25 protein-coding genes are annotated in these 25,310 nt (G+C 71.3%); 14 read left to right on the top strand and 11 right to left on the bottom strand.

What is annotated here, in order from left to right:
* From msrP to I3V78_RS09550, 4 genes are all read right to left on the bottom strand, one after another.
* Positions 1–996 (bottom strand): protein-methionine-sulfoxide reductase catalytic subunit MsrP, encoded by a 996-nt coding sequence (gene msrP / locus I3V78_RS09565; protein ID WP_204486257.1) that lies wholly within the window; start codon positions 994–996, stop codon positions 1–3.
* Between the two features lie 30 nt (positions 997–1,026).
* Complete coding sequence (locus I3V78_RS09560; protein ID WP_204486256.1) at positions 1,027–1,812, bottom strand: fatty acid desaturase; 786 nt, start codon at positions 1,810–1,812, stop codon at positions 1,027–1,029.
* A 71-nt stretch (positions 1,813–1,883) separates the two neighbouring features.
* A complete protein-coding gene (locus I3V78_RS09555) occupies positions 1,884–3,602 on the bottom strand; it encodes a dipeptidyl-peptidase 3 family protein (RefSeq protein ID WP_204486255.1) in 1,719 nt (572 codons plus the stop codon).
* A gap of 45 nt (positions 3,603–3,647) precedes the next feature.
* On the bottom strand, positions 3,648–4,043 hold the full coding sequence (locus I3V78_RS09550) for a VOC family protein (RefSeq protein WP_204486254.1): 396 nt from the start codon (positions 4,041–4,043) through the stop codon (positions 3,648–3,650).
* A gap of 93 nt (positions 4,044–4,136) precedes the next feature.
* Here I3V78_RS09550 and I3V78_RS09545 point away from each other — a divergent pair, with 93 nt between their 5' ends.
* The 6 genes from I3V78_RS09545 (at position 4,137) to I3V78_RS39085 (ending at position 7,885) form a co-directional block, all read left to right on the top strand.
* On the top strand, positions 4,137–4,697 hold the full coding sequence (locus tag I3V78_RS09545) for a Wall-associated protein precursor (protein WP_204486253.1): 561 nt from the start codon (positions 4,137–4,139) through the stop codon (positions 4,695–4,697).
* Positions 4,698–5,112: 415 nt separating this feature from the next.
* Positions 5,113–5,373 (top strand): hypothetical protein, encoded by a 261-nt coding sequence (locus I3V78_RS39095; RefSeq protein ID WP_338023511.1) that lies wholly within the window; start codon positions 5,113–5,115, stop codon positions 5,371–5,373.
* Positions 5,374–5,395: 22 nt separating this feature from the next.
* Positions 5,396–5,962 (top strand): Wall-associated protein precursor, encoded by a 567-nt coding sequence (locus I3V78_RS09535; RefSeq protein WP_204486251.1) that lies wholly within the window; start codon positions 5,396–5,398, stop codon positions 5,960–5,962.
* A gap of 166 nt (positions 5,963–6,128) precedes the next feature.
* Positions 6,129–6,629 carry a hypothetical protein gene (locus I3V78_RS39090; protein ID WP_239576367.1) on the top strand — a complete coding sequence of 167 codons (501 nt, stop codon included), beginning with the start codon at positions 6,129–6,131 and terminating at the stop codon, positions 6,627–6,629.
* 22 nt (positions 6,630–6,651) lie between these two features.
* Positions 6,652–7,209, top strand: coding sequence for a Wall-associated protein precursor (locus tag I3V78_RS09525; RefSeq protein WP_204486249.1), 558 nt, complete (start codon positions 6,652–6,654; stop codon positions 7,207–7,209).
* A gap of 148 nt (positions 7,210–7,357) precedes the next feature.
* Positions 7,358–7,885, top strand: a complete 528-nt coding sequence (locus I3V78_RS39085) for a hypothetical protein (protein ID WP_239576366.1) — start codon at positions 7,358–7,360, stop codon at positions 7,883–7,885.
* A 1-nt stretch (position 7,886) separates the two neighbouring features.
* Here the strand turns inward: I3V78_RS39085 and I3V78_RS09515 are convergent, their stop codons facing one another.
* Complete coding sequence (locus I3V78_RS09515) at positions 7,887–8,522, bottom strand: CPBP family intramembrane glutamic endopeptidase (protein WP_204486247.1); 636 nt, start codon at positions 8,520–8,522, stop codon at positions 7,887–7,889.
* Positions 8,519–9,775, bottom strand: coding sequence for an FAD-dependent oxidoreductase (locus I3V78_RS09510; RefSeq protein ID WP_204486246.1), 1,257 nt, complete (start codon positions 9,773–9,775; stop codon positions 8,519–8,521). The genes I3V78_RS09515 and I3V78_RS09510 overlap by 4 nt, the downstream gene beginning before the upstream one ends.
* A gap of 244 nt (positions 9,776–10,019) precedes the next feature.
* Between I3V78_RS09510 and trpD the strand changes: the two genes are divergently transcribed.
* The 5 genes from trpD to trpA are packed head-to-tail and all read left to right on the top strand — an operon-like array spanning position 10,020 to position 14,464.
* A complete protein-coding gene (gene trpD, locus I3V78_RS09505) occupies positions 10,020–11,036 on the top strand; it encodes an anthranilate phosphoribosyltransferase (RefSeq protein ID WP_204486245.1) in 1,017 nt (338 codons plus the stop codon).
* Positions 11,033–11,827 carry a beta/alpha barrel domain-containing protein gene (locus I3V78_RS09500; RefSeq protein WP_204486244.1) on the top strand — a complete coding sequence of 265 codons (795 nt, stop codon included), beginning with the start codon at positions 11,033–11,035 and terminating at the stop codon, positions 11,825–11,827. The genes trpD and I3V78_RS09500 overlap by 4 nt, the downstream gene beginning before the upstream one ends.
* Positions 11,824–12,459 (top strand): phosphoribosylanthranilate isomerase, encoded by a 636-nt coding sequence (locus tag I3V78_RS09495; RefSeq protein WP_204486243.1) that lies wholly within the window; start codon positions 11,824–11,826, stop codon positions 12,457–12,459. The genes I3V78_RS09500 and I3V78_RS09495 overlap by 4 nt, the downstream gene beginning before the upstream one ends.
* An 8-nt stretch (positions 12,460–12,467) precedes the next feature.
* Entirely contained in the window at positions 12,468–13,676 is a 1,209-nt protein-coding gene (trpB, locus tag I3V78_RS09490; RefSeq protein WP_204486242.1) for a tryptophan synthase subunit beta, read from the top strand.
* Positions 13,673–14,464, top strand: a complete 792-nt coding sequence (trpA, locus tag I3V78_RS09485) for a tryptophan synthase subunit alpha (protein WP_204486240.1) — start codon at positions 13,673–13,675, stop codon at positions 14,462–14,464. The genes trpB and trpA overlap by 4 nt, the downstream gene beginning before the upstream one ends.
* Here trpA and I3V78_RS09480 read toward each other — a convergent pair.
* Positions 14,442–15,338, bottom strand: coding sequence for a hypothetical protein (locus I3V78_RS09480; protein ID WP_204486239.1), 897 nt, complete (start codon positions 15,336–15,338; stop codon positions 14,442–14,444). The two genes, trpA and I3V78_RS09480, sit on opposite strands and share 23 nt — an antisense overlap.
* Positions 15,339–15,401: 63 nt before the next feature.
* Here I3V78_RS09480 and I3V78_RS09475 point away from each other — a divergent pair, with 63 nt between their 5' ends.
* Positions 15,402–16,142 (top strand): glutathione S-transferase family protein, encoded by a 741-nt coding sequence (locus tag I3V78_RS09475; protein ID WP_204486237.1) that lies wholly within the window; start codon positions 15,402–15,404, stop codon positions 16,140–16,142.
* A gap of 12 nt (positions 16,143–16,154) precedes the next feature.
* On the opposite strand, the gene I3V78_RS09470 is transcribed toward I3V78_RS09475, so the two are convergent.
* From I3V78_RS09470 to I3V78_RS39870, 3 genes are all read right to left on the bottom strand, one after another.
* Positions 16,155–18,338, bottom strand: a complete 2,184-nt coding sequence (locus I3V78_RS09470) for an RCC1 domain-containing protein (protein ID WP_204486235.1) — start codon at positions 18,336–18,338, stop codon at positions 16,155–16,157.
* 236 nt (positions 18,339–18,574) lie between these two features.
* A complete protein-coding gene (locus I3V78_RS09465; RefSeq protein WP_204486233.1) occupies positions 18,575–19,492 on the bottom strand; it encodes a pirin family protein in 918 nt (305 codons plus the stop codon).
* Between the two features lie 75 nt (positions 19,493–19,567).
* Positions 19,568–19,981 carry a GNAT family N-acetyltransferase gene (locus I3V78_RS39870; RefSeq protein ID WP_204486231.1) on the bottom strand — a complete coding sequence of 138 codons (414 nt, stop codon included), beginning with the start codon at positions 19,979–19,981 and terminating at the stop codon, positions 19,568–19,570.
* Positions 19,982–20,132: 151 nt separating this feature from the next.
* Here I3V78_RS39870 and I3V78_RS09455 point away from each other — a divergent pair, with 151 nt between their 5' ends.
* Both I3V78_RS09455 and I3V78_RS09450 read left to right on the top strand, forming a co-directional pair.
* Positions 20,133–23,198, top strand: coding sequence for an MGH1-like glycoside hydrolase domain-containing protein (locus tag I3V78_RS09455; RefSeq protein WP_204486229.1), 3,066 nt, complete (start codon positions 20,133–20,135; stop codon positions 23,196–23,198).
* A gap of 192 nt (positions 23,199–23,390) precedes the next feature.
* Entirely contained in the window at positions 23,391–24,722 is a 1,332-nt protein-coding gene (locus I3V78_RS09450) for a sensor histidine kinase (RefSeq protein ID WP_204486227.1), read from the top strand.
* 27 nt (positions 24,723–24,749) lie between these two features.
* On the opposite strand, the gene I3V78_RS09445 is transcribed toward I3V78_RS09450, so the two are convergent.
* Positions 24,750–25,310, bottom strand: a complete 561-nt coding sequence (locus I3V78_RS09445; protein ID WP_204486225.1) for a hypothetical protein — start codon at positions 25,308–25,310, stop codon at positions 24,750–24,752.

Here is a 25,310-nt window from a genome sequence, read left to right as displayed (position 1 = left end):
TCAGTAGTTCGCCCGCAGGTCCAGGCCCGCGTAGAGGTGGGCCACCTGCTCGGCGTAGCCGTTGAAGGGCAGCGTGGGGCGGCGGCGCAATTCCCCGATGCGGCGCTCGGTGGCCTGGCTCCAGCGCGGGTGGTCCACCTCGGGATTCACGTTCGCGTAGAAGCCGTACTCCCGCGCGTTGGCCAGGTTCCACGTGGTGGGCGGCGGCTCCTCGGTGAGCGAGATGCGGACGATGGACTTGATGCCCTTGAAGCCGTATTTCCACGGCACCACGAGCCGCAGGGGCGCGCCGTTCTGGTTGGGCAGCACCTTGCCGTAGAGCCCCACCGCCAGGAGCGTGAGCGGGTGGAGGGCCTCGTCCAGACGCAGCCCTTCCACATAGGGCCAGTCGAGCGCGGCCTGCCGCTGACCGGGCATCTGCTGGGGATCCCTCAGCGTGGTGAAGGCCACGTACTTCGCCCGGCTCGTGGGCTCCACGCGCTTGAGCAGCCCCGCCAGCGGCAGGCCCATCCACGGAATCACCATGGACCAGGCCTCCACGCAGCGCATCCGGTAGATGCGATCCTCCAGCGGGAACCACGACTGGAGCGTGTCCACGTCCACGCGCTGCGGCCGGGCCACCTCCCCGTCGATGACGACCGTCCAGGGCCGCGGCTTGAGCGTGTGCGCGTTCCGGGCGGGGTCGCCCTTGTCGTACCCGAACTCGTAGAAGTTGTTGTACGTGGTGGCGTCCTCGTAGGACGTGGGCGCCTCGTCGGTGTCGTAGGGGCCCTGGGGGCGCGCCTTCCGGGCCACCGCGTCCGGCGTGGCGGGGGCGGGCCCCGCTCCGCCCCCCTCCCCTCCCGAGGGCCGCCCGCTGAGCAGCTGCAGCCCCGCGCCCACCGCCGCGGCGGTGCCGGTGAAGAGCGCGGCGCCCTTGATGAACTCGCGCCGCCGGGCGTACAGCGGCTCGGCGGTGATCTCGGACCCAGGCGGCTCGGGAGGCAGGTGGCGCATGCCCCTCATAACGCCCGGGAAAGCATCGGGTTACAAGGGGGCGTCCGGGCGGGGCAGCCGGGCGGCCGTCTCCCGATCCGAGACCTCACCCGCGCGCACCCGCGCATCGCGGTCACGCCACAGGGCCCACCACGGCGTCACGGGCGATTGGTGGTGCTCCCAGTGATAGCCGAAGAAGTAGCAGGACAGCATGGCCCACAGGTGGTTGCGCGGCAGCGAGCGCGCGTGGTGGGGCGCCATGTCCGGGGTGTGCGGCTGACGGTGCGGCCGATAGGTGCCGAAGTAGAAGAGCTGGAAGGTGCCGGCCACCGCGGGCGCCACCCAGAAGGCCCAGATGCGCCACTGCTCCACGCCCAGCCACCACAGCACGTTGAACTTGAGCGCCATGGTGAGGAACTGCGGCCACGTCATGTAGCGCACCATGAACGTGGTGAACCACGGCAGGAAGGCCTGCGTCCGCGTGGAGAAGTCCGGATCGTCCGGGCCCGTGGGGTCCAGGTGGTGCGCCCGGTGATTGACCACCAGGCGCGTGTAGGACAGCCCCGCGAACAGGAAACACGCGGCCGTGCCCACCGCCTCGTTGAGCCACCGGTGGCGGCTCACCGTGCCGTGCATGGCGTCATGCCCGGTGATGAACAGTCCCGTGGACAGGTAGGCCTGCACCGCCATGTGCAGCCAGGCGAGCGGCGAGGCGAGCGACAGCTCGGAGAAGGCGAGCAGCCAGACGAGGTGGCCCAGCCACGCCCCAAGCACGGCGAGCGCGATGAGGACTCCCCAGGGACCCTGATGCGGGTGGTGGCGCGGGTGGTGGCGCATACAGCCTCATGTCTCATCACCTTTCGCTCGCCGTGCACGAGGAAAAACACACGGCGAGCGGGCAGGCGACACTACTTCTTGCCCGCCGGGGCGGCCGCCTCGGTGCCGGCCATGAGGCGCTCGGCGGTGACGTAGCGCGGCTCGATGTCCACGGGCACGTTGACCATCTTGTCGAGGATGCGCTTCACCTCGGGGCGCACCACACCCATCTTGCCGAGCAGCGCGTCGGCGGCGGCGCGATCGCCCCGGGCCTGCAGTTCCATGAGCTGCCGGGTCAACACGGTGACGGACTCGCGCACCTTGGCGGGCACCACGGCGAAGGTGCCGTCCTTGGCCACCACCACCGCGCCGGTGTCCAGGAAGTGGTTGAGCTGCAGCGCCACGCCCTTGCCGTGCGCCTCGTTGATGCCGAAGCGGATGGAGCGGAACGCGGACGCCAGGAACGTCGTGTACATGGTGCGCTCGAGCTCCTTGCCGATGACGCCCTTGTCCACGAGCGTCTGCAGGGCCCACAGGCCGGAGATGTCCGCCTTGGCCTCCTCGATGGCGCTCGAGGACGCCTGGAGCGCCTGACGCACCGTGGTCTGCTTGCCCTCCACGGTGATGGTGTGGGGCCCCAGGCCGTGCATCAGCTCGTGCATGAGGATGTGGGTGAAGAACGCGTCGAAGGACACGTCCTTCCTGTCCTTCGCCTCGAGCGCCACCTGGGCGATGGGCAGGAGCACGCGCTGGAACTTCGCCTCCTGGATGTTCTTGAGCATCACGCGCTTGGTGCCCTTCTCGGCCGCCACGCGCTCGTCATTGGGCAGGTTGTACGCCGCCGTCTGCACGCCCCGGTTGCCGTCACCCGAGGAGTACAGGCTGTTGACGACCCGGATGGGCGCGAGCGCGCCGAGCTTGGGGTTGCGCAGCTTGGGATCGATGGGCAGCGCGTCCTCCAGGCCCTGCAGCTCCCCGCTGAACTTGGACAGCTTGGCCGTCTCGGCGTCGTCCCGCAGGGCGATGAAGGCCTCGAAGGCGGCCTTGTAGTTGAACCACTCGTCCTCGTAGACCTCGTAGGGCCCGAGCGTGGGCTCGATGCTCGCGTCCAGCTCCATCCACGCCACTTCGCTCGGGTAGTAGTCGTTGCTCAGAAAGGCGTCCGCGCGCCGGGTGAGGAAGGCGCGCAGCGTGGGCTGGCCGGTGAGCTCCGCGGCCTCGATGAGCAGGTGGGCCGCCTGGGCGAGCTCCCCCTGGTACTCGACACTGTAGGGCACCGCGCGGAACTTGCCGTCCGGCCCCCGGCGCAGCGTGGAGAAGAAGCCCGTGGCCTCCTTCTGCTGGGCCTCGGGCAGGGACTTCACCCAGGCCTCCACGTCCGCCTGCGTGGCGCCCGCCGGATAGAAGTGGCCCTCGGGGGGCTTGGCGGGCACGCCGGGGATGAAGGGCGCGTTGTGGTCCAGGCGCGACCAGGGGCCCTTGTTGAGCAGGAACGCGTGCAGCCGCTCCTTGCCCAGGGGCGAGGTGTCGCGCACGAGGTCGAGCAGCAGCGTCTCGTTGCCCGCCCAGGCCTGACGCAGGAACAGCGCGTCCATGATGCGCGCGGCCTGGAGGATCTTCGTGAGCGCCCGGCGCTCGTTGTCGGGCAGCTTGGACACGTCCCCGGTGATGTCGACGGGAGCGAAGCGCGCCGTCATGCGCTTGAGCTCGGCGGCGCCCGGAAGGGCCGTGGGAGCGGAGGGCTCGGCGGCGCCCGCGGCGCTCGAGCCGAGCACCGCCGCGGCGGCGAGGGAGAGGAAGGTGCGGTTCATGCCCGCCCTTTTACCCCCGCCCGGGCGCGCGGGACAGCAAAGGCCTCAGGGCGCGGGCCGGTAGGTCCCGAAGCTCCAGACATGGCCCTCGGGATCGCGCGCCGCGTAATCCCGGGAGCCGTAGTCGGTGTTGAACGGCTCCCGGACGATGATGGCTCCCGCGGCGCGGGCGCGGGCGCAGTGCGCGTCGATGTCGGCCACGTAGACGTAGGGCGCCATGCCTCCCGCGGAGCCGAAGACGTCGTCCTTGACGCTGCCCATCATGAAGATGCCATTGCCAAAGCGCAGCTCCGCGTGGGCGATGGTGCCCTCGGGACCGGGGACGACCAGGTGCTCCTCGAAGCCGAAGGCCGTGGCGAGCCACCGGAGGGCCGCGGGCGCATCCCGGTAGCGCAGGCTCGGGTAGAAGGTCGGCGCACTGCTGGACGAGGGCTGGGTCATGGCGTGCTCTCCTGGGAAGCGGGGTTCACGTTGCGCCCACGACCTTACGGGAGGAAGTCGAGCCGCGGCCACTCTTCGTCTAGAAGGCCGTCCATGATCTCCGCCTTGCTGCTGCTCCTGTTGACGCAAGTGGCGTGCACGCCCGGCGAGACCACGCGGGTGTGCGGTTGCAAGGCGGGCATGGTGAGCGCCTGCGTCACGCTCGCCGGCGAGGACACGCGCAAGGCCGCCCAGGTGCTGGACCAGGTCGAGGCGGCCCTGGAGCAGGCCTCGCAGATGGAGGGCAAGGAGGACGAGCACAAGGCCAGGCAGCTCCAGGCGGTGGCGGAGTCCTTGTCCGAGGCGCTCGGTTCTTCCGCGACGTCCCAGTGCAAGGGCCAGAAGCACCATCTCATTTCTCGACCCATCTCCAAGAGTCTGGAGGAACATTCCACGCTCAAGGGACTCTACAAACCCCGAGATCCACGCTTCGTGCTCCACGCCAGGGATGAGCAGGCGCACTGCGGCTACCAGCAGTGGCACCGCGATGTGGACAAGGAAGTGATTGATTGGCTCGATGAGCATCCCAAGGCCACACCCACGGAGTTCATGGAAAAGCTGCGTCGCATTTACAACCGCCCTGAAATGCAGGCGAGATTCCCCGATGGCTTCTGAATTTCCTGCCCCCCCACGCTTCTTCGTCCTGGAGGAGGAGGTGTCCTCGTCTCGTTATGACGTCGAGGTGGAGAAGGTCGAGCCCGTCAACCGCTCGGACGCGCCTCACTGCCCACGGTGTGGAGACATCATCGGATTGCGGACGTGGCTTCCCCCCTATCGTGTGGAGTTGGAGCTGCACGGGCAAGAGCTCGGCGATTTCGTCCGAAGCACTGGATACGAGCGGCTCATCTCGGAGCGATTCGCGGACGCATTTCGCGCGGAGGGACTCACGGGGCTGGAGGGCTTCCACCCCGTGGAAGTGGTCCGAGTACGCTGCCTGAGGAAGAGACCGCGCCATTCCCTCACCGTTCCACGCTACTCCGTCGTCTGGCCTTGCTTCGGCCACGCAGCGGTGGATCTGGTACTCAACCGCGTGCGTGTCTCGAGGCCTCCGGCCTGCTCCGAGTGCCGCGCGACGGGCATCGACGCCATCCACGGCTTCGTCTTGGAGCCGGGCACCTGGAGAGGGGAGGACATCTTCCGCCCACGCGGCATGCAGGGGAAGGTCGTCGTCACCGAGCGCTTCAAGGACTTCGTCAATCAGCACGGCTTCACGAACATGCGACTCACCCCTACCGAGCAGTTCGTTCGAGATCCCGACGGGCTCGGTCCCGCCCCCCTGCCCTCGTCGTGAAACCGCCTTCCGGACCCGTCACATGCTCGCCAGTCTCCTTCTGACCCTCCTGACGCAACTCGCCTGCATGCCCGGCGAGACCACATTGGTGTGCGGTTGCAAGGCGGGCATGGTGAGCGCCTGCGTCACGCTCGCCGGCGAGGACACGCGCAAGGCCGCCCAGGTGCTGGACCAGGTCGAGGCGGCCTTGGAGCAGGCCGCGTTGATGGAGGGCAAGGAGGACGAGCACAAGGCCAGGCAGCTCCAGGCCGTGGCGGAGTCCTTGTCCGAGGCCCTGGGTTCTCCCGAGCCGCCCTGCAAGGGCCAGGAGCACCACCTCATCTCCCGACCCATCGCGAAGGCCCTGTCCCGGCACTCTACGCTCAAGGGACTCTTCACACCTCGGGATCCGCGCTTCGTCGCCCGAGCCAAGGACGAGCAATCACATTGCGGCTATCAGCAATGGCACCGCGACGTGGACAAGGAGGTCATCCAATGGCTCTTGAGGACAGCCAAGGCCACGCCCCAGACATTCTTGAACAAGTTACGTGACATCTACAGCCGTCCCGAGATGAAGGCGAGGTTTCCCGATGGTGTTCAAGGCCTCTAGCGACCCACGTTTCTTTGTCCTGGAATCGGAGGGAACCCGATCTCGATACGATGCGGACGTTGATCCATCCGAGCCCGACAACCTGGGCGAGGCCCCTCGCTGTCCACGGTGTGGCGACTTCATCGGGATGCTGCCCTGGCTTCCTCCCCATCGAGCGGAGTTGGAGTTGCACGGAGAGGAACTCGCCGACTTCATCAGCTGCCCAGGATACGACTGGCTCGTCTCCGAGCGATTCGCCGAGGCCTTCCGTGCGGAGGCACTCACCGGCTTGGACGGCTTCCACTCCGTGGAGATCATCCGCGTGCGTCGCATGCGGAAGCGCTCACTCACGCCGCTAGCGGTGCCCCGTTATTACGTCGTCTCCCCTTGCTTTGGCCGTGCCCTGGCGGATCCGGTGCTCAACCGCGCGCGCATCTCCGCGCCGCCCACCTGTCCGGAGTGCCGCTCCACGGGCATCGACGCCGTCCACGGCATCGTCCTGGAGCCGGGCACCTGGAGCGGAGAGGACATCTTCCGGCCTCGTGGCATGCAGGGCGAACTCCTCGTGACCGAGCGCTTCAAGGTCTTCGCCGAGCGGCACGGCTTCACCAACATGCGCTTCACCCCCTCCGAGCAGTTCGTGTGGGATCCCTCCAATCTCGGACCCGCGCCCCTCCCCTCGTCGTGAAACCGCCTTCCGGACCCGTCACATGCTCGCCAGTCTTCTTCTGACCCTCCTGACACAAATCGCCTGCACGCCCGGCGAGACCACGCTGGTGTGCGGTTGCAAGGCGGGCATGGTGAGCGCCTGCGTCACGCTCGTGGGTGAGGACACGCGCAAGGCCGCCCAGGTGCTGGACCAGGTCGAGGCGGCCTTGGAGCAGGCCGCGTTGATGGAAGGCGAAGGCGACGACAAGAAGAAGCAGCGACTCCAGGCCGTGGCGGAGTCCTTGTCCGAGGCCCTGGGTTCCCCCGAGCCCCCTTGCAAGGGACAGGAGCATCACCTCATCTCCCGGCCCATTGCCAAGGCGTTGGAGGACCACGCCACGCTCAAGGGACTCTACAAACCTCGAGACCCCCGCTTCGTAACCCGAGCCAAGGACGAGCAATCACACTGCGGCTACCAGCAGTGGCACCGCGCCGTGGACAGGGAAGTCATCCGGTGGCTCGATGAAACACCTGGAGCAACTCCCCAGGACTTCATGAACAAACTGCGAGAGATCTACAGTCGCCCCGCGATGCAGGCGAGGTTCCCTCATGGGTTCTGAATCCGCCAAGAACCCACGGTTCTTCGTCTTCGAGGAAAGCCCGCTTGGGTCTCGTTATGATGTCGACGTCGACACCATTGAGCCCATCAACCGCGCGGATGCGCCCCGCTGCCCATGCTGCGGTGTGTTCGTTGGGTTGCTGAGGTGGATGCCGCCCTACCGGGTCAAACTCGAATTGCACGGGGAGGAACTCGGGGACTTCATCAAGAAGTCGCCCTATCACCCCCTCGTCTCCGAGCGCTTCGCGGAGGCGTGGCGCGCGGAGCACCTCACGGGACTGGAAGGCTTTCATCCGGTCGAGGTCGTCCGGGTACGCCCGATGAAGAAGGGCGCTCGCCGTCCCGACACCGTGCCCCACTACGTGGTCGTCTCGACCGCCTATGGCCGAGCGGCGGTGGACCTGGTGCTCAATCGGGCGCGCATCGCGCGTCCCATCACGTGCCAGGAGTGCCGCTCGACCAACATCCAGGCCGTGCACGGCATCGTCCTGGAGCCGGGCACCTGGAGCGGTGAGGACATCTTCCGGCCCCGAGGCATGCCGGGCACTCTCCTCGTCACCGAGCGATTCAAGGACTTCGCCGAGCAGCACGGCTTCACCAACATGCGCTTCACCCCCTCCGAGCAGTTCGTGTGGGATCCCTCCCACCTCGGACCCGCGCCCCTGCCCTCGGGGTAGCTCAGCCCACCGGCAGCAGGACGATGATCAACACGTCCCACAACGCGTGGCTCACCCAGGAGGCCACCAGGCTCTTGCGCCACTCGGCGAGCAGGCCCCACGCGAGCGACGTGGGCAGGGCCGCGAGCGCCAACAGCGGCTCCTGGAAGAACAGCAGCACGAGGCTCGACAGCACCGCGGCCACAACCACCGCGCCCCGGCTCCCGAGCCTCGGCCTGAGCGCCCCCTGCACCACGCCCCGCCAGAACAGCTCCTCGGCGGGCGTGAGCACGAACACCAACGCCACCGCCGCCCCCCAGCCGCTCCGGCCAAAGCCCGCGTAGATGTCCCGCAAGGGCTCGCACGCCACCCGCGTGAGGCCTCCGCACAGCGCCCACAGCACGACGCGCGAGCCCACGTACAGCACGCCCGCGAACGTCACGCCCCAGAGCACGTCCTCGCCCCGCGGCGTGAGCAGCGCCCGGCCCGTGCGCTGGCCGAGCGCCAGGAGCGACAGCCCCGCCAGCACGCCACACGTGAGCGAGGCCCAGGCGTAGAAGTGCGGCGGATTCCAGCGCACGAGCGCCGTCCACCCGAGCACCGCCAGCCCCGAGGCCACGAGCCACCCCAGCCGCCGGTCCTCCCGCGTGTCCGTCATGGCAGGGGCAGCTCCAGGTCGCTCAGCAGGGCCTCGGCGGCCCGCCGGCCCGAGACCATGGCCCCGTCGATGGAGCCGTTCTCCCGATAGTCCCCGCACGCGTACAGGCCCGGGGACAGGCGCACCCGCCGGTGCGGCTCCTCGAACGCCTCGGGCGTCTGCAGGGGCAGGGCCCGGGGAAGCGCGTACGTGCGCAAGAGCCGCCACCCCGCCACGCCCGCGCCGAACCACTCGGTGAGCTGCTCCCGCACGCGCGCCTCCAGCGCCCCCGCCTCCTGCCCCGTCTCCAGCACCGACACCGACACCAGGGCCTGGCCCGCGGGCGCGTACTCGGGTGACACCTCGCTCATCACCGCCAGGTTGTTCACCGGCCCGTGGCCCTCGCCGTTGAGCACCAGGTGGGGGCCGCGCACGGGCGGCTCGGGCGCGGCGAAGTACAGGCCCGTCACCCCCGTCGTCGGCCGGGGGGGCAGTCCCGGCAGCAAGTCCTCCGCCGCGCGCCCGTCCGTGGCCACCACCACCGCGTCCGCCTCCTCGCGCGCCCCCGACACCAGCCGCACCCGGTGGCCGAACACCTCCTCCACCGGGGTGTTCAGGTGCAGGCCGCCCTGGGGCAGCTTCCCGGCGAGCTGCGCGGTCAACTCCCCCATGCCGCGCGCGGGCACCGCCGTGGCCCCCGAGGAGAACATCCGGAAGACGAACTCCAGCATCCGACTGGAGGTGCGCAGCTCCTTCTCCAGGAAGATGCCCCCGAAGAAGGGCTGGAAGAAGGCCTCCACCATGGCGTCGGAGAAGCCCACGTCCCGCAGGTACGCGCGCGACGTCTTCTGCGGGCGCAGGAACACGTCCTCCACCTCTCCCGCGTGCGCCTGTTTCCACACGTCCAGCACGTGCAGCTTGTCGGCGAGCGAGCCCACGGGCGTGAAGACGCTCCGGGCGGCGTGCAGGGGCCGGCGCAGCGGATCCGCCAGTTGATGGAAGCGGCCTCCGCGCCGCACGCGCGCCCCGGGAAAGAAGCGCTGGAGGTCGAGCGCCCCGTAGTCCAGCCACCGCGGGGGCTCCGGGTAGGCGGTGAGCAGCACCTGGAAGCCCCGGTCCAGCCGGAAGCCCTCCACGACGTCCGTGCGCACCCGACCGCCGACCCCGTCGCTCGCCTCCAGCACCCGGACCGTCACCTTGGCCCGCTGTAGCATCCGCGCACACGTGAGCCCCGCCAGCCCCGCGCCCACCACGATGACCACCGGTTTCGCCACGCCGCGCTCCCTCCCAGAAATACCCGTCTGTCCGTCCTGTCTTGATTCCCAGGAACGGGCCCGTCAGACTCGGGGGGAATATAGAAGCGACCGGACCGCTTGTGCCCACGAGGTGTCCTGTGCGCTCCTCGTTCAAGCAGTTCCCAACACCGGCCCGCTCCCCCACGGGGGCGGCGGACGGCGGAGAGTCGAGAACCATGTCGAGAGTCACCCGCGGTGACGTGGCCCGGTGGGAAGCGGTGTCATGACCCTCAAGGAAGCGTTGAGTCGGGTCGTGGGCCGCAAGGACCTGACGCGCGAGGAGATGGCGTCCGTCATGGGCCAGATGCTCGCGGGCGAGGCCACGCATGCCCAGGTGGGTGGCTTCGCGGTGGCCCTGCGCATGAAGGGCGAGACGGAGGACGAGATCCTCGGGGCCGCCGAGGCCATGCGGGCGTGCGCCGTGCGCATCCAGCCCAAGGCGGACGTGGTGCTCGACACGTGCGGCACGGGCGGCGACGGCGCGCACACCTTCAACATCTCCACCGCCGTGGCGCTCGTGGCCGCGGGCGCGGGGGTGACGGTGGCCAAGCACGGCAACCGGGCGGTGTCCTCGCGCTGTGGCAGCTCGGACGTGCTCGCCGCGCTGGGCGTGTCCATGGACCGCTCGCACGAGCACGTGACGTACGACATCGACGCGCACGGCGTGGGCTTTCTCTTCGCGCCCTCGCACCACAGCGCCCTGCGCCACGTGGCGCCCGCGCGCCGCGAGCTCGGCCTGTACACCGTGTTCAACCTGTTGGGCCCCATGACCAACCCGGCGGGCGCCCGCTATCAGCTGCTCGGCACCTTCGCCGGCGAGCGCCTGGAGCAGACGGCGCGGGTGCTGCGGCGCCTGGGCAGCCGGCGCGCCTGGGTGGTGCACGGCTGGGACGGGCTCGACGAGCTGTCTCCCTGCACCTCCTCCGACGTGGCGGAGCTGCGCGAGGACGGCTCGGTGCACACCTTCACGCTCACACCCGAGGACGCGGGCCTCGAACGGGTGAAGCCCGAGTCCATCGTCGGCGGCGACGTGGAGGACAACGCCCGGCGCTTCAAGTCGCTCCTGGAAGGCGAGCGGTCCGGGGTGCGCACGGCCGTGGTGCTCAACACCGCGGCGGCCCTGGTGGTGGTGGGCAAGGCGGCGGATCTCAAGGAGGGTGCGATGCGGGCCATGGAGTCGATCGACTCGGGCGCGGCGGCGGCCAAGCTGTCGGCGCTCGTGCAGGGGGGCACGCCGTGAGCGCGCCCCCCGAGGACAAGCTCGCGGCCATCTTCGCGCGCAAGCGCCGGGAGCTCGCCGCGCGCGGCCCCCGCGTGGCCGCCCATCCCCGCCCCGCCCCGCGCGACTTCACCGCCGCGCTGACCCAGCCCCGGCCGGGCCAGCCCATCAACGTCATCGCCGAGGTGAAGCGCCGCAGCCCCTCCGGCGGCGACTTCCCCCACACGGACCTGGTCGCGGTGGCGCGGGGCTACGAGGCCGCGGGCGCCAGCGCCCTGAGCGTGCTCACCGACGACGTGGACTTCGGCGGCTGCCTGGAGGACCTGCTCCAGGTGCGCGAGGCCACGGGCCTGCCGGTGCTGCGCAAGGACTTCCTCGTGTCGCCCCAGGAGGTGGAGGAGAGCGCGGCCCTGGGCGCGGACGCCATCCTGCTCATCGCGGACGCGCTGGAGGACGGCGAGCTGCGGGAGATGGTGGCGGCGGCCCGGGCGAGCCGGGTGGCGGCGCTCGTGGAGGCCCACACCCAGGCCCATGCCGAGCGGGCGCTCCAGGCGGGCGCGGAGCTGGTGGGGCTCAACAACCGCGACCTCGCCACGCTGCGCACGGACACCACCACCGCCCTGCGGGTGATTCCGCTCCTGCGCGGACGGGCCCGGGCCTTCGTGGCCGAGAGCGGCCTCAAGACGCCCGAGGACTTCCGGGCGGCGCGGGCGGCGGGCGCGCACGCGGTGCTCGTGGGCGAGTCCCTGCTGCGCGACGCGGACCCCGGCCGGGCGCTGGCGCGGCTGCTCGCCCCGGGAGACGCGCCGTGAGCGTGCGCGTGAAGATCTGCGGCGTCACGCGGGTGGAGGACGCGCGGCTGGCGTGGGCGGCGGGCGCGGACGCGCTCGGGCTCAACTTCTACGCGCGCTCGCCCCGCTGCGTGACGCCCGAGCAGGGCGCGGCGCTGGCGCGCACGCGGCCGGGGCTCGGCGCGCTGGTGGGCGTCTTCGTCAACGAGTCGCCGGACGTCATCCGGGCGCGGGTGCGCGACTGCGGCCTGACGGCGGTGCAACTGCACGGCGACGAGCCCCCCGAGGCCTGCCAGGGCTATGACGTGCCCGTCATCAAGGCGCTGCGGGTGCGCACCGCCGAGGACGTGGAGCGGGCGCGCACGTACGTGGGCGCGGGCGACGTGACGACGCTGCTCTTGGACGGCGCGGCGCCGGGCTATGGCGGCGGCGGGGTGGGCTTCGACTGGTCGCTCGTGGCGCGGCTGGCGGACGTGGGCACGCCGGTGCTGGTGGCCGGCGGACTGCACCCGGGCAACGTGCTCGAGGCCGTGCGGGCCACCCGGCCCTACGGAGTGGATGTGGCGAGCGGGGTGGAGTCACGCCCCGGCATCAAGGACGCGGACGCGGTGCGGGCCTTCCTCCGCGCCGCGAAGACTTCATTTTCGGAGTGAGAGACCCCATGGACACGCAAACCGCCCCGGGCCGCTTCGGCCGTTATGGCGGCCGTTATGTGCCGGAGACGCTGGTGCCGGCGTTGCAGGAGCTGGAAGTCGCCTACGCCGAGGCCCGGAAGGATCCGGCCTTCGACGAGCAGGTGGCGCAGGTGCTGCGCGAGTACGTCGGGCGCGAGACGCCGCTGACGCCCGCGCGCCGCCTCACCGCGCTGTGGGGCGGGGCCGAGGTGTGGCTCAAGCGCGAGGACCTGGCGCACACGGGCGCGCACAAGATCAACAACACCATCGGCCAGGTGCTGCTCGCGCGGCGCATGGGCAAGCGGCGCATCATCGCGGAGACGGGCGCGGGCCAGCACGGCGTGGCCACCGCCACCGCGTGCGCCCTGTTCGGCATCCCCTGCGAGGTGTACATGGGCGCGCTGGACGTGGAGCGCCAGTCGCTCAACGTCTTTCGCATGAAGGCCCTGGGCGCCACGGTGCACGCGGTGGAGTCCGGCTCGCGCACCCTCAAGGACGCGATGAACGAGGCCATGCGCGTCTGGGTGTCCCAGGTGGAGGACACCTACTACGTCATCGGCAGCGCCGCCGGGCCCCACCCCTACCCCACCATCGTGCGGGACTTCCAGGCCATCATCGGCAAGGAGGTGCGCACCCAGTCGCTCGTCCACTTCGGCCGGCTGCCAGACGCCATCATCGCGTGCATCGGCGGAGGCTCCAACGCCATCGGCGTGCTGCACCCCTTCGTCGGGGACGCGGGCGTGCGGCTGGTGGGCGTGGAGGCCGGGGGCCACGGACTCGACTCGGGCCAGCACGGCGCGTCGCTCACGCTGGGCACCGAGGGCGTGCTGCACGGCTCGCGCTCGCTCGTGCTGCAGGACGAGCACGGGCAGATCACCGAGGCGCACTCCATCTCCGCGGGCCTGGACTACCCGGGCGTGGGGCCGGAGCTCGCGCACCTGGCCAAGACGGGCCGCATGGAGGTGCGCACCGCCACGGACGACGAGGCGCTCGCGTCCTTCTACCAGGTGAGCCGCACCGAGGGCATCCTCCCCGCCCTGGAGTCCTCGCACGCCTTCGCGCGCGCCGCGGACCTGGCGCGGGAGCTGGGCAAGGGCAAGCACCTGGTCATCAACTGCTCGGGCCGCGGGGACAAGGACGTGGCCACCATCGCGGCGCGCGGCATGCCCGCCGCCATCCGTCTGGAGGGCGCATGAGCGGGGAGATCGCGGACGCGTTCGGCCGGGCCCGGGCGCGGGGAGAAGGCGCGCTGGTGGCCTACGCCATGGCGGGAGACCCGGACCTCGCGCGCTCGGTGGACGTGTTCGCCGCGTGCGTGGAGGGCGGCGCGGACCTCCTGGAGATCGGCGTCGCGTTCAGCGACCCCATCGCCGACGGGCCCGTCATCCAGGCCGCCTCGGAGCGGGCGCTCAAGGCGGGCGCCACGCTGCGGCGGGTGCTCGACGAGGTGGTGCCCGCGGTGCGCGAGCGCTGCCCGCACACGCCCCTGGTGGTGATGACGTACGTCAACGTGGTGATGGCCCTGGGCGAGGCGCGCTACGCGAAGCTCGCCCGGGAGCGCGGCGTCTCGGGCACCATCCTGCCGGACCTGCCGCCCGAGGAGAGCCTGTCCCTGCGGGCCGCCTTCGACCAGGAGGGCGTGGCGCTCATCCCCTTGTGCGCGCCCACCACGTCGCCCCAGCGCGCCGCGAGCATCGCCAAGGACGCGCGCGGCTTCGTCTACTGCGTGTCGGTGGCGGGCGTGACGGGTATGCGCTCGCAGCTGCCGGCCAACCTGTCCGAGCGCCTGGAGCTGGTGCGCGGCGTCTCCCCCGTGCCGGTGGTGGCCGGCTTCGGCATCTCCTCGGCCGAGCAGGCGCGCGTGGTGGGTGCCCACGCGGATGGCGTGGTCGTGGGCAGCGCCATCGTCCGCGCCGCCCAGGCGGACGGCCCCGGCGCCGCCCGGCAGCTCTGCGCCGACATCAAGCGGGGCCTGAAGCGCTGAGGGCGCGGGCCCCGCGCCCCACCAGCAACCCCAGGCCGCACCAGGCGCCGAGGATGGGACTGACGCCCATGCCCAGCCACGGCACGGGAAAGGCCCCGAGCCCTGGCGCCAGCACACAGAGCGCGAAATAGACGGCGAGGCCCCACGCCGCCGCCCGGACACCCTCCACGGGGCTCGCCCGGGCGGCCAGGGGCGACAGCGCCGCGCCCGCCAGCAGGAGCACCGCCAGCACCGCCAGCCCAGGCGAGGTCTCCCAGGCGAGGCCGACGATGCCCTCGACCTCGGGCACCGGCGCGAGCGGGTCCGCACGCCCGAGCGACACCAGCGCCGCCACCCCGGAGCCGATGGCCACCCCGCCCCCCAGGGCCCCGCGCCTCCGGAGCACGAGCAGGGCCGCCCCGACGGCGCCCGCCAGCGCCACGGCCTGCGCGGCATCGGGCTGGAGCGCCAGGAGGCCCGCGAGCCCGAGGACCGCGAGCCCGAGCGGGTGACGTCGGGCCGCCAGGTCCGTCCAGGCGACGAGCGCCCCGGGCAGCAGGAGCGCGGCGGCGTGCAGCCGCACCGGGCCGAGGCCCACCCAGCGGTGCACACCCGACAGGCCACTGTCGAGGAACGTGGCCCCCACCCCGAACACGGCGAGGGGCAGCAGGAGCCAGGCCCCCCGCCCCGACGCGTGCCTCGCCAGGAGCGCCGCCAGCAGGGCCCCCACGAGCCACGCCCCGGCGTTGCGCACCCCCAGGGACAGGGGGACGCCGTGCGCGGCGGCCACGAGGCCGCCCAGGAGGACCCCCCCGCCCGAGGTCAGGGTGAACGAGGCCGCCGCCCGGCCCGGGGGCGTCCCTGGAAGGACGCGCGTCAGCCAATGCATGGACATGATGGGGTAGACACGGCTCCTCGTAGCACGGCGGCGTCCCGCGGGCGCCCAGGAGACCTCCCCATGAAGCTGTTCGGCATCCCGTTCTCGCCCTGGACCGAGAAGGCCCGCTGGGCGCTCGACCACCACCGGCTCGCGTACACCTTCCACGAGCACGGGCCCCTGCTCGGGGAGTGGCGGCTGCGCCGGCGCCTGCGCCAGCCCACCGGCCCGGTGACGGTGCCCGTCCTGGAAGCGGACCGGTGGTACCGGGACTCGTTCGAGATCGCTCGGTACGCGGAGGGGCTCGGACACGGGCCCCGGCTGTTTCCCGAGGGGCAGCTCGACGCCCTCACCGCCTGGAACGCCCGGAGCGAGGCGGCGCTCGCGGCCGGACGCGCCCTGTTCATGCTCGGCGCCCTGGACACCCCGGGTGCCCTCGACGCGCTCGTGCCGCCCGAGGTCCCCGCGCCCCTGCGGCCCCTCGTGCGGCCCGTGGTCCGCCGGAGCCTGGAAGCCCTCACCCTCAAGTACCGGATGCGCGACGACGCCGGACGGCACGAGCTGCTCCTCACCCAGACGCTGGACGCGCTGGCCACGGCGGTGTCCCCCGAGCGGCCCTACCTGCTCGGCGCGTTCTCGTACGCGGACATCGCCATGGCCCTGGTGCTGCAGGGCGTGAGCCCCGTGGACACGTCCTTCATGCCCGTGGGGATTGGAGGACGCGCCGCCTGGACCCAGCCCCGGCTCGCGGCGCGCTACCCGGCCCTGCTCCAGTGGCGCGACGCCCTCTACGCGAAGCACCGCCGGCCCCCAGCGGCATGAGCCGTCACGGCCTCAATGCCCCGGGTAGACGGTCCACACGCGCCGGGCCCGGGGGATGATGCTGGAGACGCCATCCCCAATCTGGAGCGACTGGTTGTCGCCCCAGCCCCAGAGCGAGCCATCCGCCCGCACCGCGTGGGCGGTGGAGGCAGAGGTCGACAGGGAGACCACGTCGCGCAGACCCGGAATGGGCGCGGGCGCGCTCGGCGAGAACGTCTGGCTCACCGGACCCCGGCCCAGCTGCCCCTGGTAGTTCACGCCCCAGGACCAGACGGAACCATCGGCCCGCAGCGCCAGGGAGTGGGTCTCGGCCGTGGCCAGCCCCACGACGCGCGTCAGTCCGGAGACCCGCCGGGGGACGAGGACACTCTCCTGGGGGGCGGTGGCGTCGAGCGCCGCGTCCCAGTTCGAACCCCAGCCCCAGACGGACCCATCCGCGCGCAGCGCCAGCGCATGGGCGAGGCCCGCGCGCACCTCCACGACATCCGAGAGGTGGGCCATCCGCACGGGCGTGAGGCGCGTCGTGGTCGTCCCGTCCCCCAGTTGGCCCGCGACATTGAACCCCCAGGCCCACACCTGCCCGTCGCGCTGGACGGCGTGCGAGAAGTTGCTTCCCGCCGAGACGGCCACGATGTCCGTCAAGCCAGAGACGGGCAGGGGCGTGGTGCGCGAGGTGGTCGTGCCGTCGCCCAGCTGGCCCGACTGGTTGAACCCCCAGGCCCACACCCGTCCGTCCCGGCCCAAGGCGAGCACATGGGAGGTGACGGACAGCGCCACGATGTCGGACAGACCCGGCACGGGCTGGGGCGCCTGGGTCGCGCTCCAGCGCCACAGCGAGCCATCCGCGCGCACGGCCAGGCCCTCCCCATTCCACCGCGCCACATCCACGACGTGGGTGAGCCCCGCGACGCGCGCGGGCGGCGCGCCCTCCGCCCAGGACCAGACCGAGCCGTCCGCGCGCAGCGCCAGCGAGGGCGCCGTCTTGACCACGTCCTGGAGCCCGGGCAGCACGACGGGCTCGAGCCGCCACGCGGAGCCCAGTCCCACCCGGCCCTGGGTGTCATCGCCCCAGCCCCACACGGACTGGGTCCAGTCACGGGCCAGCCCATGCGCGGACCCACTCGCGAGTTCCACGATGCCCTGGAGCCCCTGGAGCCGCACGGGCGTGACCTGGTTCTCCGCCGGCAGGTGCCCGAGCTGATGCCCGGTGTTGAGCCCCCAGCCCCAGACCGTTCCATCCCACCGCAGCGCGAAGCTGGAGCGCTGCCGCGCCACGACGTCCCGCACGAGCGAGAGCCCGGGCACGCGCACGGCAGAGGTCCGAGGCGCGGTCGCCGGGTCACCCAACCCCAACTCTCCCACCGACCCCTGGCCCCAGGCCCAGACCGAGCCGTCCCACCGCGAGGCCAGACTGTGGGACTCACCCGCCGCGACGGACGACCCTCCCGTGAAACCCGGGACGGGCCCGGGATAGCCCGGGCCGTGCACGACCCCACGCCCCAGCTGACCCAGGTGATTGGCGCCCCACGCCCAGACCGCGCCATCCCGGCGGGTGGCCAGCACATGCCGCATGCCGGCCGCCAGGGACGTCACCTCGGAGACCCCCGGAATGGCGGTGGGCTCGAAGAGCGCCCATTCATAGACACCGAGCTGTGCGTGAGACGAGACCCCCCAGCCCCACACACTGCCATCGGCCTTCAAGGCCAGGGAATACTCCCCGTTGGCCGCGATGGCGACCACCCCCGACAGGTCTGGAACGAGCGCGGGGAGGCAGCCAAACACGCAGGTGTCGATCCTCCCCTGACCCGACTGTCCGAACATGTTGTCGCCCCAGGACCAGACCCGGCCGTCCGCGCCCAAGGCCAGACTGTGATACTGACCCGCCGCCACGGAGACGATGTTCGTCAAACCCGGCACCCGGGTCGGCGCGGCCCGCGTCCGCACGGACCAGGAGTCCGACACCCCCAATTGACGAATGGAGTTGTCACCCCAGGCCCACACCGTGCCGTCCAGGGCGACCGCCAGCGAATGGTCCGCCCCCACCGCCAGGGTCGCGCGACCCGGCGCGCGGCCCTTCAGCGCGCCCGCCTCCGCCGCGAGGGCCTCCGCCTCGGGCAGGGGTGAAGGAGCGGCCACGGACAGGCCCGCCGACAACGACAAAACACAGACACACCAGGACTTCAGTCCTCGGATCATTCGGAGCTCGTGGGAAGGGGGAGTGACCTGGCGAGACATCTCCCCCCGCGGCCCTCGGCCACGCGGTCCAGACGCCCACGCCATGTCATCTCGTCCACGAAGCACGCGTCATGCCACGTCCGGCGGGCGGGCAACCGCCTGTTATTCCTCTCCGCCCCGCCCCGGCGCGGACAAACAGTGACAATTCTCGTCCACCGCGCTGACAAATCCGGGACGCCCGCCACCCGGCGAAGGCGCTACGGATAGCTGACGGGGGGCGGCGGCGAGCCCGGCAGGGGGATGAAGTCCGTCGCCCCCTCGATGCGGCCGAAGCGCTGGGCGAGCCAGTCCTCCTTGGCCTGCTCGATGCGCTCCTGGGAGCTGGAGACGAAGTTCCACCAGATGTGGCGGGGACCGTCCAGCGGCGCGCCCCCGAGCAAGAGCACCCGGGCGCCCTCGCTCGCGCGCAGGCACACCTCGGCGCCGCGCTGGAACACCGCCATGTGGCCGGGCGGGAGCGTCCCCGTGCTCAGCTCCAGCGCGCCCTCCACCACATAGACGGCGCGCTCCTCGTGCTCGGTGGGCAGGCCCAGCACCGCGCCGGGCTCCAGCGCCACGTCCGCGTAGAAGAGCTCCGAGTGCGTCTTCACCGGCGAGCGCTCGCCGAAGAGCGAGCCCGCCACCAGGCGGATGCGCGCCCCGCCCTCCCCGAACTCGGGCAGCGTGGCCGCCGCGTGGTGCACGAAGGCGGGCGCCACCTCCTCGTGGGCCTTGGGCAGGGCCACCCAGATCTGGATGCCGTACAGCCGGCCCCCCGGCGCGCCCGTGGCGTGGGTGATGTGCTCGGAGTGGGCGATGCCCCGGCCCGCGGTCATCCAATTGACGTCGCCGGGGAGGATGCGCTGCACGCTGCCCACGGTGTCCTTGTGCACGCCCTCGCCCGCGAAGAGGTAGGTGACGGTGGACAGGCCGATGTGTGGGTGCATGCGCACGTCCGCGGCCCTGCCCGCCGCGAAGTCCACCGGGCCCATCTGATCGAGGAACACGAAGGGGCCCACCATGCGGCGCCGGGCCTGGGGCAGGGCCCGCAGGACCTGGAGGCCACCGCCCAGGTCCGAGCTGCGTGCCGCGAGAACGAGTTCGACTTCCGCCGCTTCCAAGGGAGAGGTGCTCATGGCCGGAACGGTAGACGGAAGGAGGCGTCCTCCAACAGGCGCGAAACACGGAACACGCTGTTGCGCGCGCGCGGGCTAGCGGACCACGAAGGCCATGCCGATGGAGGCCGGGGCCGTCGGCTTGAAGCCGAACTGCTCGTAGAGCCGGTGGGCGTCCCCATCGGCGATCAGGCTGACGTAGGCGCTCACCGGGGCCGTGGCGCGCAGGTGCTCCACGAGCCGGCCGACGATCGCCTTGCCCAGCCCCCGGCCCTGGTGCTGGGGCTCCACGGCGATATCCACGACCTGGAAGAACAAGCCGCCATCGCCCACCACCCGCCCCATGCCGACCACCTGCCCCCCGGTCTTGATCACCACCGCGAACAGGGTGCGGGGCAGACCCGCCGCCGCGGCCTCCGCGCTCTTGGGGCTCAACCCCGACACGACGCGCAACCGCCGGTAGTCCTCCGCGGAGGGCACCTCGACCACCAGCTCATAACCCGCTTCCACCATCGGCCTCCCAGGCACGCATACGAGGCCGCGCACGATGTCGTGTCCCCGGCGCCCTCACAAGTCCGCAATTCATGAATTCCTTGACCCACGAGCGAGAGGGGCCGCAGCATCCACGCGCCGTCCCCGCCGTTCTCGAAAGGAGTGCCCGATGCCCGCCCCTCGCATCGCCGCCGCCGCCCTGCTCGCCGCCACGACCGCTGGCGTGGCGGGTTCGGCCTGGGCGATCAACGCGCCCACCGTCTACGCGCGCAATCCCACGGGAGGCACGGCCTTCCTCGATCACACCGCGCTCCTGGGCGGCATCAACGACAAGCCGTGGTTCGAGGCCAACATCCCCTTCCTCGAGGTGCCGGACCGGCAGATCCAGGAGGTCTATTACTACCGCTGGCAGACCTACAAGGAGCACCTGGTCTACACGGGCGCGGAGTACGGCTACCTGTCCAACGAGTTCCTCACGCCGGTGTTCTACGGCGCGCCCTACGGCGGCATCGTCGCGGCGGCCGGGCACCACATCCACGAGGGCCGCTGGCTGAGGGATCAGCAGTACGTGAAGGACGTCATCAACTACTGGCTCGCGGGGCCCGGACAGTTCCCCAAGCCCATGGTCGAGTCGGTGAACCCGAACACCTCGGACTGGGCCCACGAGTACAGCTTCTGGGCCGCCAGCTCGGTGTGGCAGCACTACCTGGTCACCGGGGACAAGGCGTTCGTGGTCGCCCAGCTGCCCAACCTGATCAAGCAGTACCGGGGTTGGGACAACCACTTCAATGCCACGCTGGGCCTCTACTGGCAGGTGCCCGTCTGGGACGCCACCGAGCTCACGCCCGCGTCCTACGAGAGCCCGGACCCCTACCACGGCGGAGCCGGCTACCGGCCCACCCTCAATGCCTATCAGTATGGGGATGCGCGGGCCATCGCCCAGATCGCCGGGCTCGCGGGCGACACGGCCACCACCACCGAGTACAACAACCGGGCGGACGCGCTCAGGACCGCGACCCGGGCCCGGCTGTGGGACGCGAGCCGGAATTTCTATTACCACATGCACCGCGACAACAACCCGGGCTACACCCTGCTCGGCACGCGCGAGGAGCATGGCTTCGTGCCGTGGATGTTCCACCTGCCCCAGGCCTCGGACGCCACCGCGTTCGCCCAGCTGCTCGATCCGCAGGGCTTCGCCGCGACCTACGGGCCCACCACCGTCGAGCGGCGCAGCAAGTGGTTCAACCACGAGGCCAACAAGGGCTGCTGCCGCTGGACCGGCCCGTCCTGGCCCTATGAGACCTCGCAGACCCTGACGGGTCTGGCCAACCTGCTCATCGACTATCCCGCCCAGACGACGATCACCGCCGCGAACTACGTCCAACTGCTCCGGGGCTACGCGGCGACGCAGTACAAGAACGGCGTCCCCTACGTCGCCGAGGCGCACGACGCCGACGCCAACACGTGGATCTACGATGGCGCCGGGCACAGCGAGGACTACAACCACTCGACCTACACCGACAACGTCATCTCCGGGCTCCTCGGCGTGCGCGGCCAGGCCGACGACACGCTGACGCTCAAGCCGCTCGCCCCCGCGACCTGGGACTACTTCGCGCTGGAGAACCTCCCGTACCACGGCCACAACGTCACCGTGCTGTGGGACCGGCTGGGCACGCGCTACGGCCAGGGCGTGGGTCTGCACGTCTTCGTGGATGGCGCGCGGGTCGCCACCCAGACGGGCCTGGGCGCCGTCACCGTCACCGTGGGCGCGCCGCTCGTGCAGTCCAACGGCGGGGGCAAGGTGAACATCGCCGCCAACGGCCAGCGCATCGCCTACAAGGCGCAGCCGTTCGCGTCGTACACGTTCGGGGGCGCCGGGGACAACGCCTGGAACGCGATCGACGGCCTCGTCTTCCGCAACGGCATTCCCCAGAACACCCGCTGGACGACCTACGCCACCGCGCAGGCGAGCGATCACTTCGGCGTGAGGTACCAGCACCCCATCACCACCTCGGACGTCCGGCTGTACTTCTATGACGACGGCGGGGGCGTGCGCACGCCCCGGAGCTATGACTTGCAGTACTGGACCGGCGGCGCCTGGGCGAGCGTGCCCGGGCAGACGCGCACGCCCTCGGCGCCCACGGCCACCACGGTCAATCACATCACCTTCCCGCCGCTGACCACGACCCAGCTGCGCGTGGTCGCGCCCAACGCCGGAGGCGGCACCGGCTGGGGCCTCAGCGAGTTCGAGGTCTGGTCGGCGCCCGTCTTCCTCCTGCAGAACGTCAACAGCGGCAAGCTCATGGGCATCGCCGCGGCGTCCCAGGACAACAGCGCCCAGGTGCAGCAGTACGCCGACAACGGGACGCTGGACCACCAGTGGGAGCTGGTCGACGCGGGCGGCGGTTGGTTCAAGGTCCTCAACCTCAACAGTGGCCTGGTGCTCGCCGTCCAGGGCGCCTCCCAGGCCCTGAGCGCGCGGATCCAGCAGCACCAGGACAGCGGGACGAACGATCAGCTCTGGCGCTTCGTCGACGCGGGCGGCGGACAGTTCAAGATCCTCAACCGCCACAGCGGGCTCGTGCTGGGCGTGGACGGCATGTCGAAGGCGGACAGCGCCAACGTGGTGCAGTTCAGCGACAACGGCACCAGCGATCACCTCTGGCGGGTGGAGCCGGCCTGGCAGCCCCGGCTCTTCCAGGACGACTTCGAGGGCAACACGACCCAGCAGTGGTCGCCGCAGCTCGGCACCTGGTCGCTGTGCCGCCCCGTCTCCACCGAGTACTGCGCCACCGGAACCGGCGACAACCTCACGCTCGGGGGCAGTGCCGGCTGGCGGGCGTACACGATGGACGCCTCGGTGCTCGCCCACAACGCGCCCCTCAACGCCGGCATCGCGCTGATCGCCCGGGCCCAGGACGCGACCCACTACTACCAGGCGGAGTTCAAGCGCACGAGCGCCGGCTACACGTGGGCGGTGTCGAAGAACAACGGCGGCACGTGGACCCTCCTGGCTGGCGGCCTCTACCCCTGGCCGTCCGGCGCGGGCCAGTACATGAACATCCGCTTCTCGGTGCAGGGCGATGCGTTGACGATGGGCGTCTGGCAGCCCGGCGGGACGTGGCAGACGCTGGGCACCGGCCGCGATGCGCAGTACGCCTCCGGCCGGATCGGCCTGCGCACCTGGGGCGGACTCACGGGCGGCTTCGACATCGTGAATGTCCACGGCGGCTGATCGCCCGCGGCGAGGCCTCACCTGGAGTGAGGCGGTGCCGCACCCACACCAACCCGGGGTGCGGGCAGAAGACACTCGCGGGACAGGGGGATGAGGCCGCTGTCCGTTGGTGAGCAGTCATGGGGCCGGGCCTCCCCCCCGCGGCCCCGGGTCCAGCGGGCGTGGGGGGGGTCGCGTTAGCTTCCGCTTCCGATGAACCCCCGCCCGTCGCCCCGTGAAGCCCTGCTGCGCATGCAGCGCCGCAACTACTTCGTTGGCGCGAGCGCGCTCCTGGGCGGACTGGTGCTGCACTGCGTGGTGACACGTGACGTCCCACCGGGGCTCGTGGGCGTGCAGTTGCTGAGCATCGTGAGCTTCTGCCTCATGGGCCTGGGCGTGGGCGCGGGGTGGATCAGCATGCGCTGGGCGGGAGCGCTCGCCGCCGGCCTGTCCCTGGTGACCACCACCTTCTTCGTCCACCTGAGTGGCGGGCCGCAGAGCCCCTACTTCCAGGTGTTCTTCGTGATGCCCTTCATCCTGTCGGTGTTCTCCCCCGACAGCCGCATGCCCACGCTCATCGCCGGAGGCGCGGGACTCGGCGTGGTCATCCTGCTCAACGCGCTGGCCGGAGTGCCCCCCGAGCGCATCCTCCTGCAGTCGGTGAGCTTCACCACGCTCCTGGCCCTGGCCCTCTTCGGCACGCGCATGTACCGGCGCATGATCGAGGCGCAGCAGGCGGCGCACGCGGAGCGGCTCCAGGCGTTGGATCAGCTCGCGGAGAGCGAGCGGCTGCGGGCGCGCGCCGAGCGCGAACGCTCGGACGTGGAGCGGCTCGTGCTGGTGGGCCAGCTCGCCGCGGGCGTGGCGCACGAGGTGAACAACCCCCTGGCGTACGTGAAGGCCAACCTGAGCCACGTGCGACGCCAGCTCGGCAGTGCCCACGAGCCCCTCGACCGGCAGGAGATGGAGGAGGTGCTCGGCGAGACCCAGCAGGGCGTGCTGCGCATCCAGCAGATCGTCACGGACCTGCGGGGCTTCTCGCGCGCGGGGGTGATGGGCGAGGAGGAGCGGGGCCAGCTGGAGCAAGCGGCGCAGGAGGCCCGGCGGCTCGTCTCCATGCGGCTGCGCGAGGAGGGCGCGGTCCACCTGGTGCTCGCCCCGGGACTGCCCGAGGTGCGCCTGGGCCAGCGCCACATGGTGCAGGTGCTGGTGAACCTGCTGCTCAACGCGGCCGATGCGGTGGACATGGCCCAGCCCCCCCGCCGCCCCCACATCACCGTGAGCGCGCGGCTCGCGGCGGAGGGGGTCATCCTCTGGGTGGACGACAACGGTCCGGGCATTCCCCCCGAGGTGCTGGCGCGCCTCTTCGAGCCCTTCTTCACCACCAAGCCCCCGGGCAAGGGCACGGGACTGGGACTCGCCCTGTGCCGCGAGTACGTGGCCCGGGTGGGCGGCTCCCTGCACGCGGAGAACCACGCCGCGGGCGGCGCCCGCTTCGTGCTGAGCCTGCCCACCGCGGCGACGCTCCCGCTCGCCCAGGCCTGACGGTCCGCGCGAGGCGCCGCTCGGGCCTCACGGGTGCTGGGCGAGGTAGGCATCCACCTGGGACTCCAGCGCGTGCGCGGTGGCGGGAGAGAGGCGCGAGAGGAGGCGCCACTCCAGCTCCAGGTCCCGTTCGAGCACCGGACGGCCGGGGGACATGGGGTCTCCCTGGGTCATCTTCTGCGTGCCCGTCTTCTCGTCCACATGGGACGAGACGGGATGGGGCGCGGTCCGGCCCACGGAGGTGCTGGACATCCGGTACACGTTCACCGCGCAGAGGCCCTCGTCGAGCCGCTTCACCAGGACGAAGTGCCGCTGCCGCAGGCCTCCGATGTCCAGGGTGTCGTCGAACTTCACCCGCCAGGCGGTGCGCACGTAGAGCGGATCCGTGCTCGGCACCAGGGCGTAGCCCTCCTCCAGGAGGAGCTCCCGGGCCACGTCCAGGAGCCGCTCGGGGGGCAGCCGGTAGGTGATGGCGGCGGCCCCGCGCTCGAGCAATTGCCGCCGGTCGATCGTGGCGCAACCCGTGAACCACATCAGCACACAACCCAGCGAGACCCAGCCCATCGACGCGCGCGAACGAGGTGTCAT

The sequence above is a fragment of the Archangium primigenium genome (assembly GCF_016904885.1).
GTDB classification, from domain to species: Bacteria; Myxococcota; Myxococcia; order Myxococcales; family Myxococcaceae; genus Cystobacter; species Cystobacter primigenius.
Note: the sequence above shows the minus strand (reverse complement) of the source record. Positions and strands in the feature narration are given on the sequence as shown.

Excerpts from the sequence above, each read along its gene's own strand:
- msrP (WP_204486257.1), bottom strand. The coding sequence starts at position 996 with ATGCGCCACCTGCCTCCCGAGCCGCCTGGGTCCGAGATCACCGCCGAG.
- I3V78_RS09560 (WP_204486256.1), bottom strand. The coding sequence starts at position 1,812 with ATGCGCCACCACCCGCGCCACCACCCGCATCAGGGTCCCTGGGGAGTC.
- I3V78_RS09555 (WP_204486255.1), bottom strand. The coding sequence starts at position 3,602 with ATGAACCGCACCTTCCTCTCCCTCGCCGCCGCGGCGGTGCTCGGCTCG.
- I3V78_RS09550 (WP_204486254.1), bottom strand. The coding sequence starts at position 4,043 with ATGACCCAGCCCTCGTCCAGCAGTGCGCCGACCTTCTACCCGAGCCTG.
- I3V78_RS09545 (WP_204486253.1), top strand. The coding sequence starts at position 4,137 with ATGATCTCCGCCTTGCTGCTGCTCCTGTTGACGCAAGTGGCGTGCACG.
- I3V78_RS09535 (WP_204486251.1), top strand. The coding sequence starts at position 5,396 with ATGCTCGCCAGTCTCCTTCTGACCCTCCTGACGCAACTCGCCTGCATG.
- I3V78_RS09525 (WP_204486249.1), top strand. The coding sequence starts at position 6,652 with ATGCTCGCCAGTCTTCTTCTGACCCTCCTGACACAAATCGCCTGCACG.
- I3V78_RS39085 (WP_239576366.1), top strand. The coding sequence starts at position 7,358 with ATGCCGCCCTACCGGGTCAAACTCGAATTGCACGGGGAGGAACTCGGG.
- I3V78_RS09515 (WP_204486247.1), bottom strand. The coding sequence starts at position 8,522 with ATGACGGACACGCGGGAGGACCGGCGGCTGGGGTGGCTCGTGGCCTCG.
- trpD (WP_204486245.1), top strand. The coding sequence starts at position 10,020 with ATGACCCTCAAGGAAGCGTTGAGTCGGGTCGTGGGCCGCAAGGACCTG.
- trpB (WP_204486242.1), top strand. The coding sequence starts at position 12,468 with ATGGACACGCAAACCGCCCCGGGCCGCTTCGGCCGTTATGGCGGCCGT.
- trpA (WP_204486240.1), top strand. The coding sequence starts at position 13,673 with ATGAGCGGGGAGATCGCGGACGCGTTCGGCCGGGCCCGGGCGCGGGGA.
- I3V78_RS09480 (WP_204486239.1), bottom strand. The coding sequence starts at position 15,338 with ATGTCCATGCATTGGCTGACGCGCGTCCTTCCAGGGACGCCCCCGGGC.
- I3V78_RS09475 (WP_204486237.1), top strand. The coding sequence starts at position 15,402 with ATGAAGCTGTTCGGCATCCCGTTCTCGCCCTGGACCGAGAAGGCCCGC.
- I3V78_RS09470 (WP_204486235.1), bottom strand. The coding sequence starts at position 18,338 with ATGATCCGAGGACTGAAGTCCTGGTGTGTCTGTGTTTTGTCGTTGTCG.
- I3V78_RS09465 (WP_204486233.1), bottom strand. The coding sequence starts at position 19,492 with ATGAGCACCTCTCCCTTGGAAGCGGCGGAAGTCGAACTCGTTCTCGCG.
- I3V78_RS09455 (WP_204486229.1), top strand. The coding sequence starts at position 20,133 with ATGCCCGCCCCTCGCATCGCCGCCGCCGCCCTGCTCGCCGCCACGACC.
- I3V78_RS09450 (WP_204486227.1), top strand. The coding sequence starts at position 23,391 with ATGAACCCCCGCCCGTCGCCCCGTGAAGCCCTGCTGCGCATGCAGCGC.
- I3V78_RS09445 (WP_204486225.1), bottom strand. The coding sequence starts at position 25,310 with ATGACACCTCGTTCGCGCGCGTCGATGGGCTGGGTCTCGCTGGGTTGT.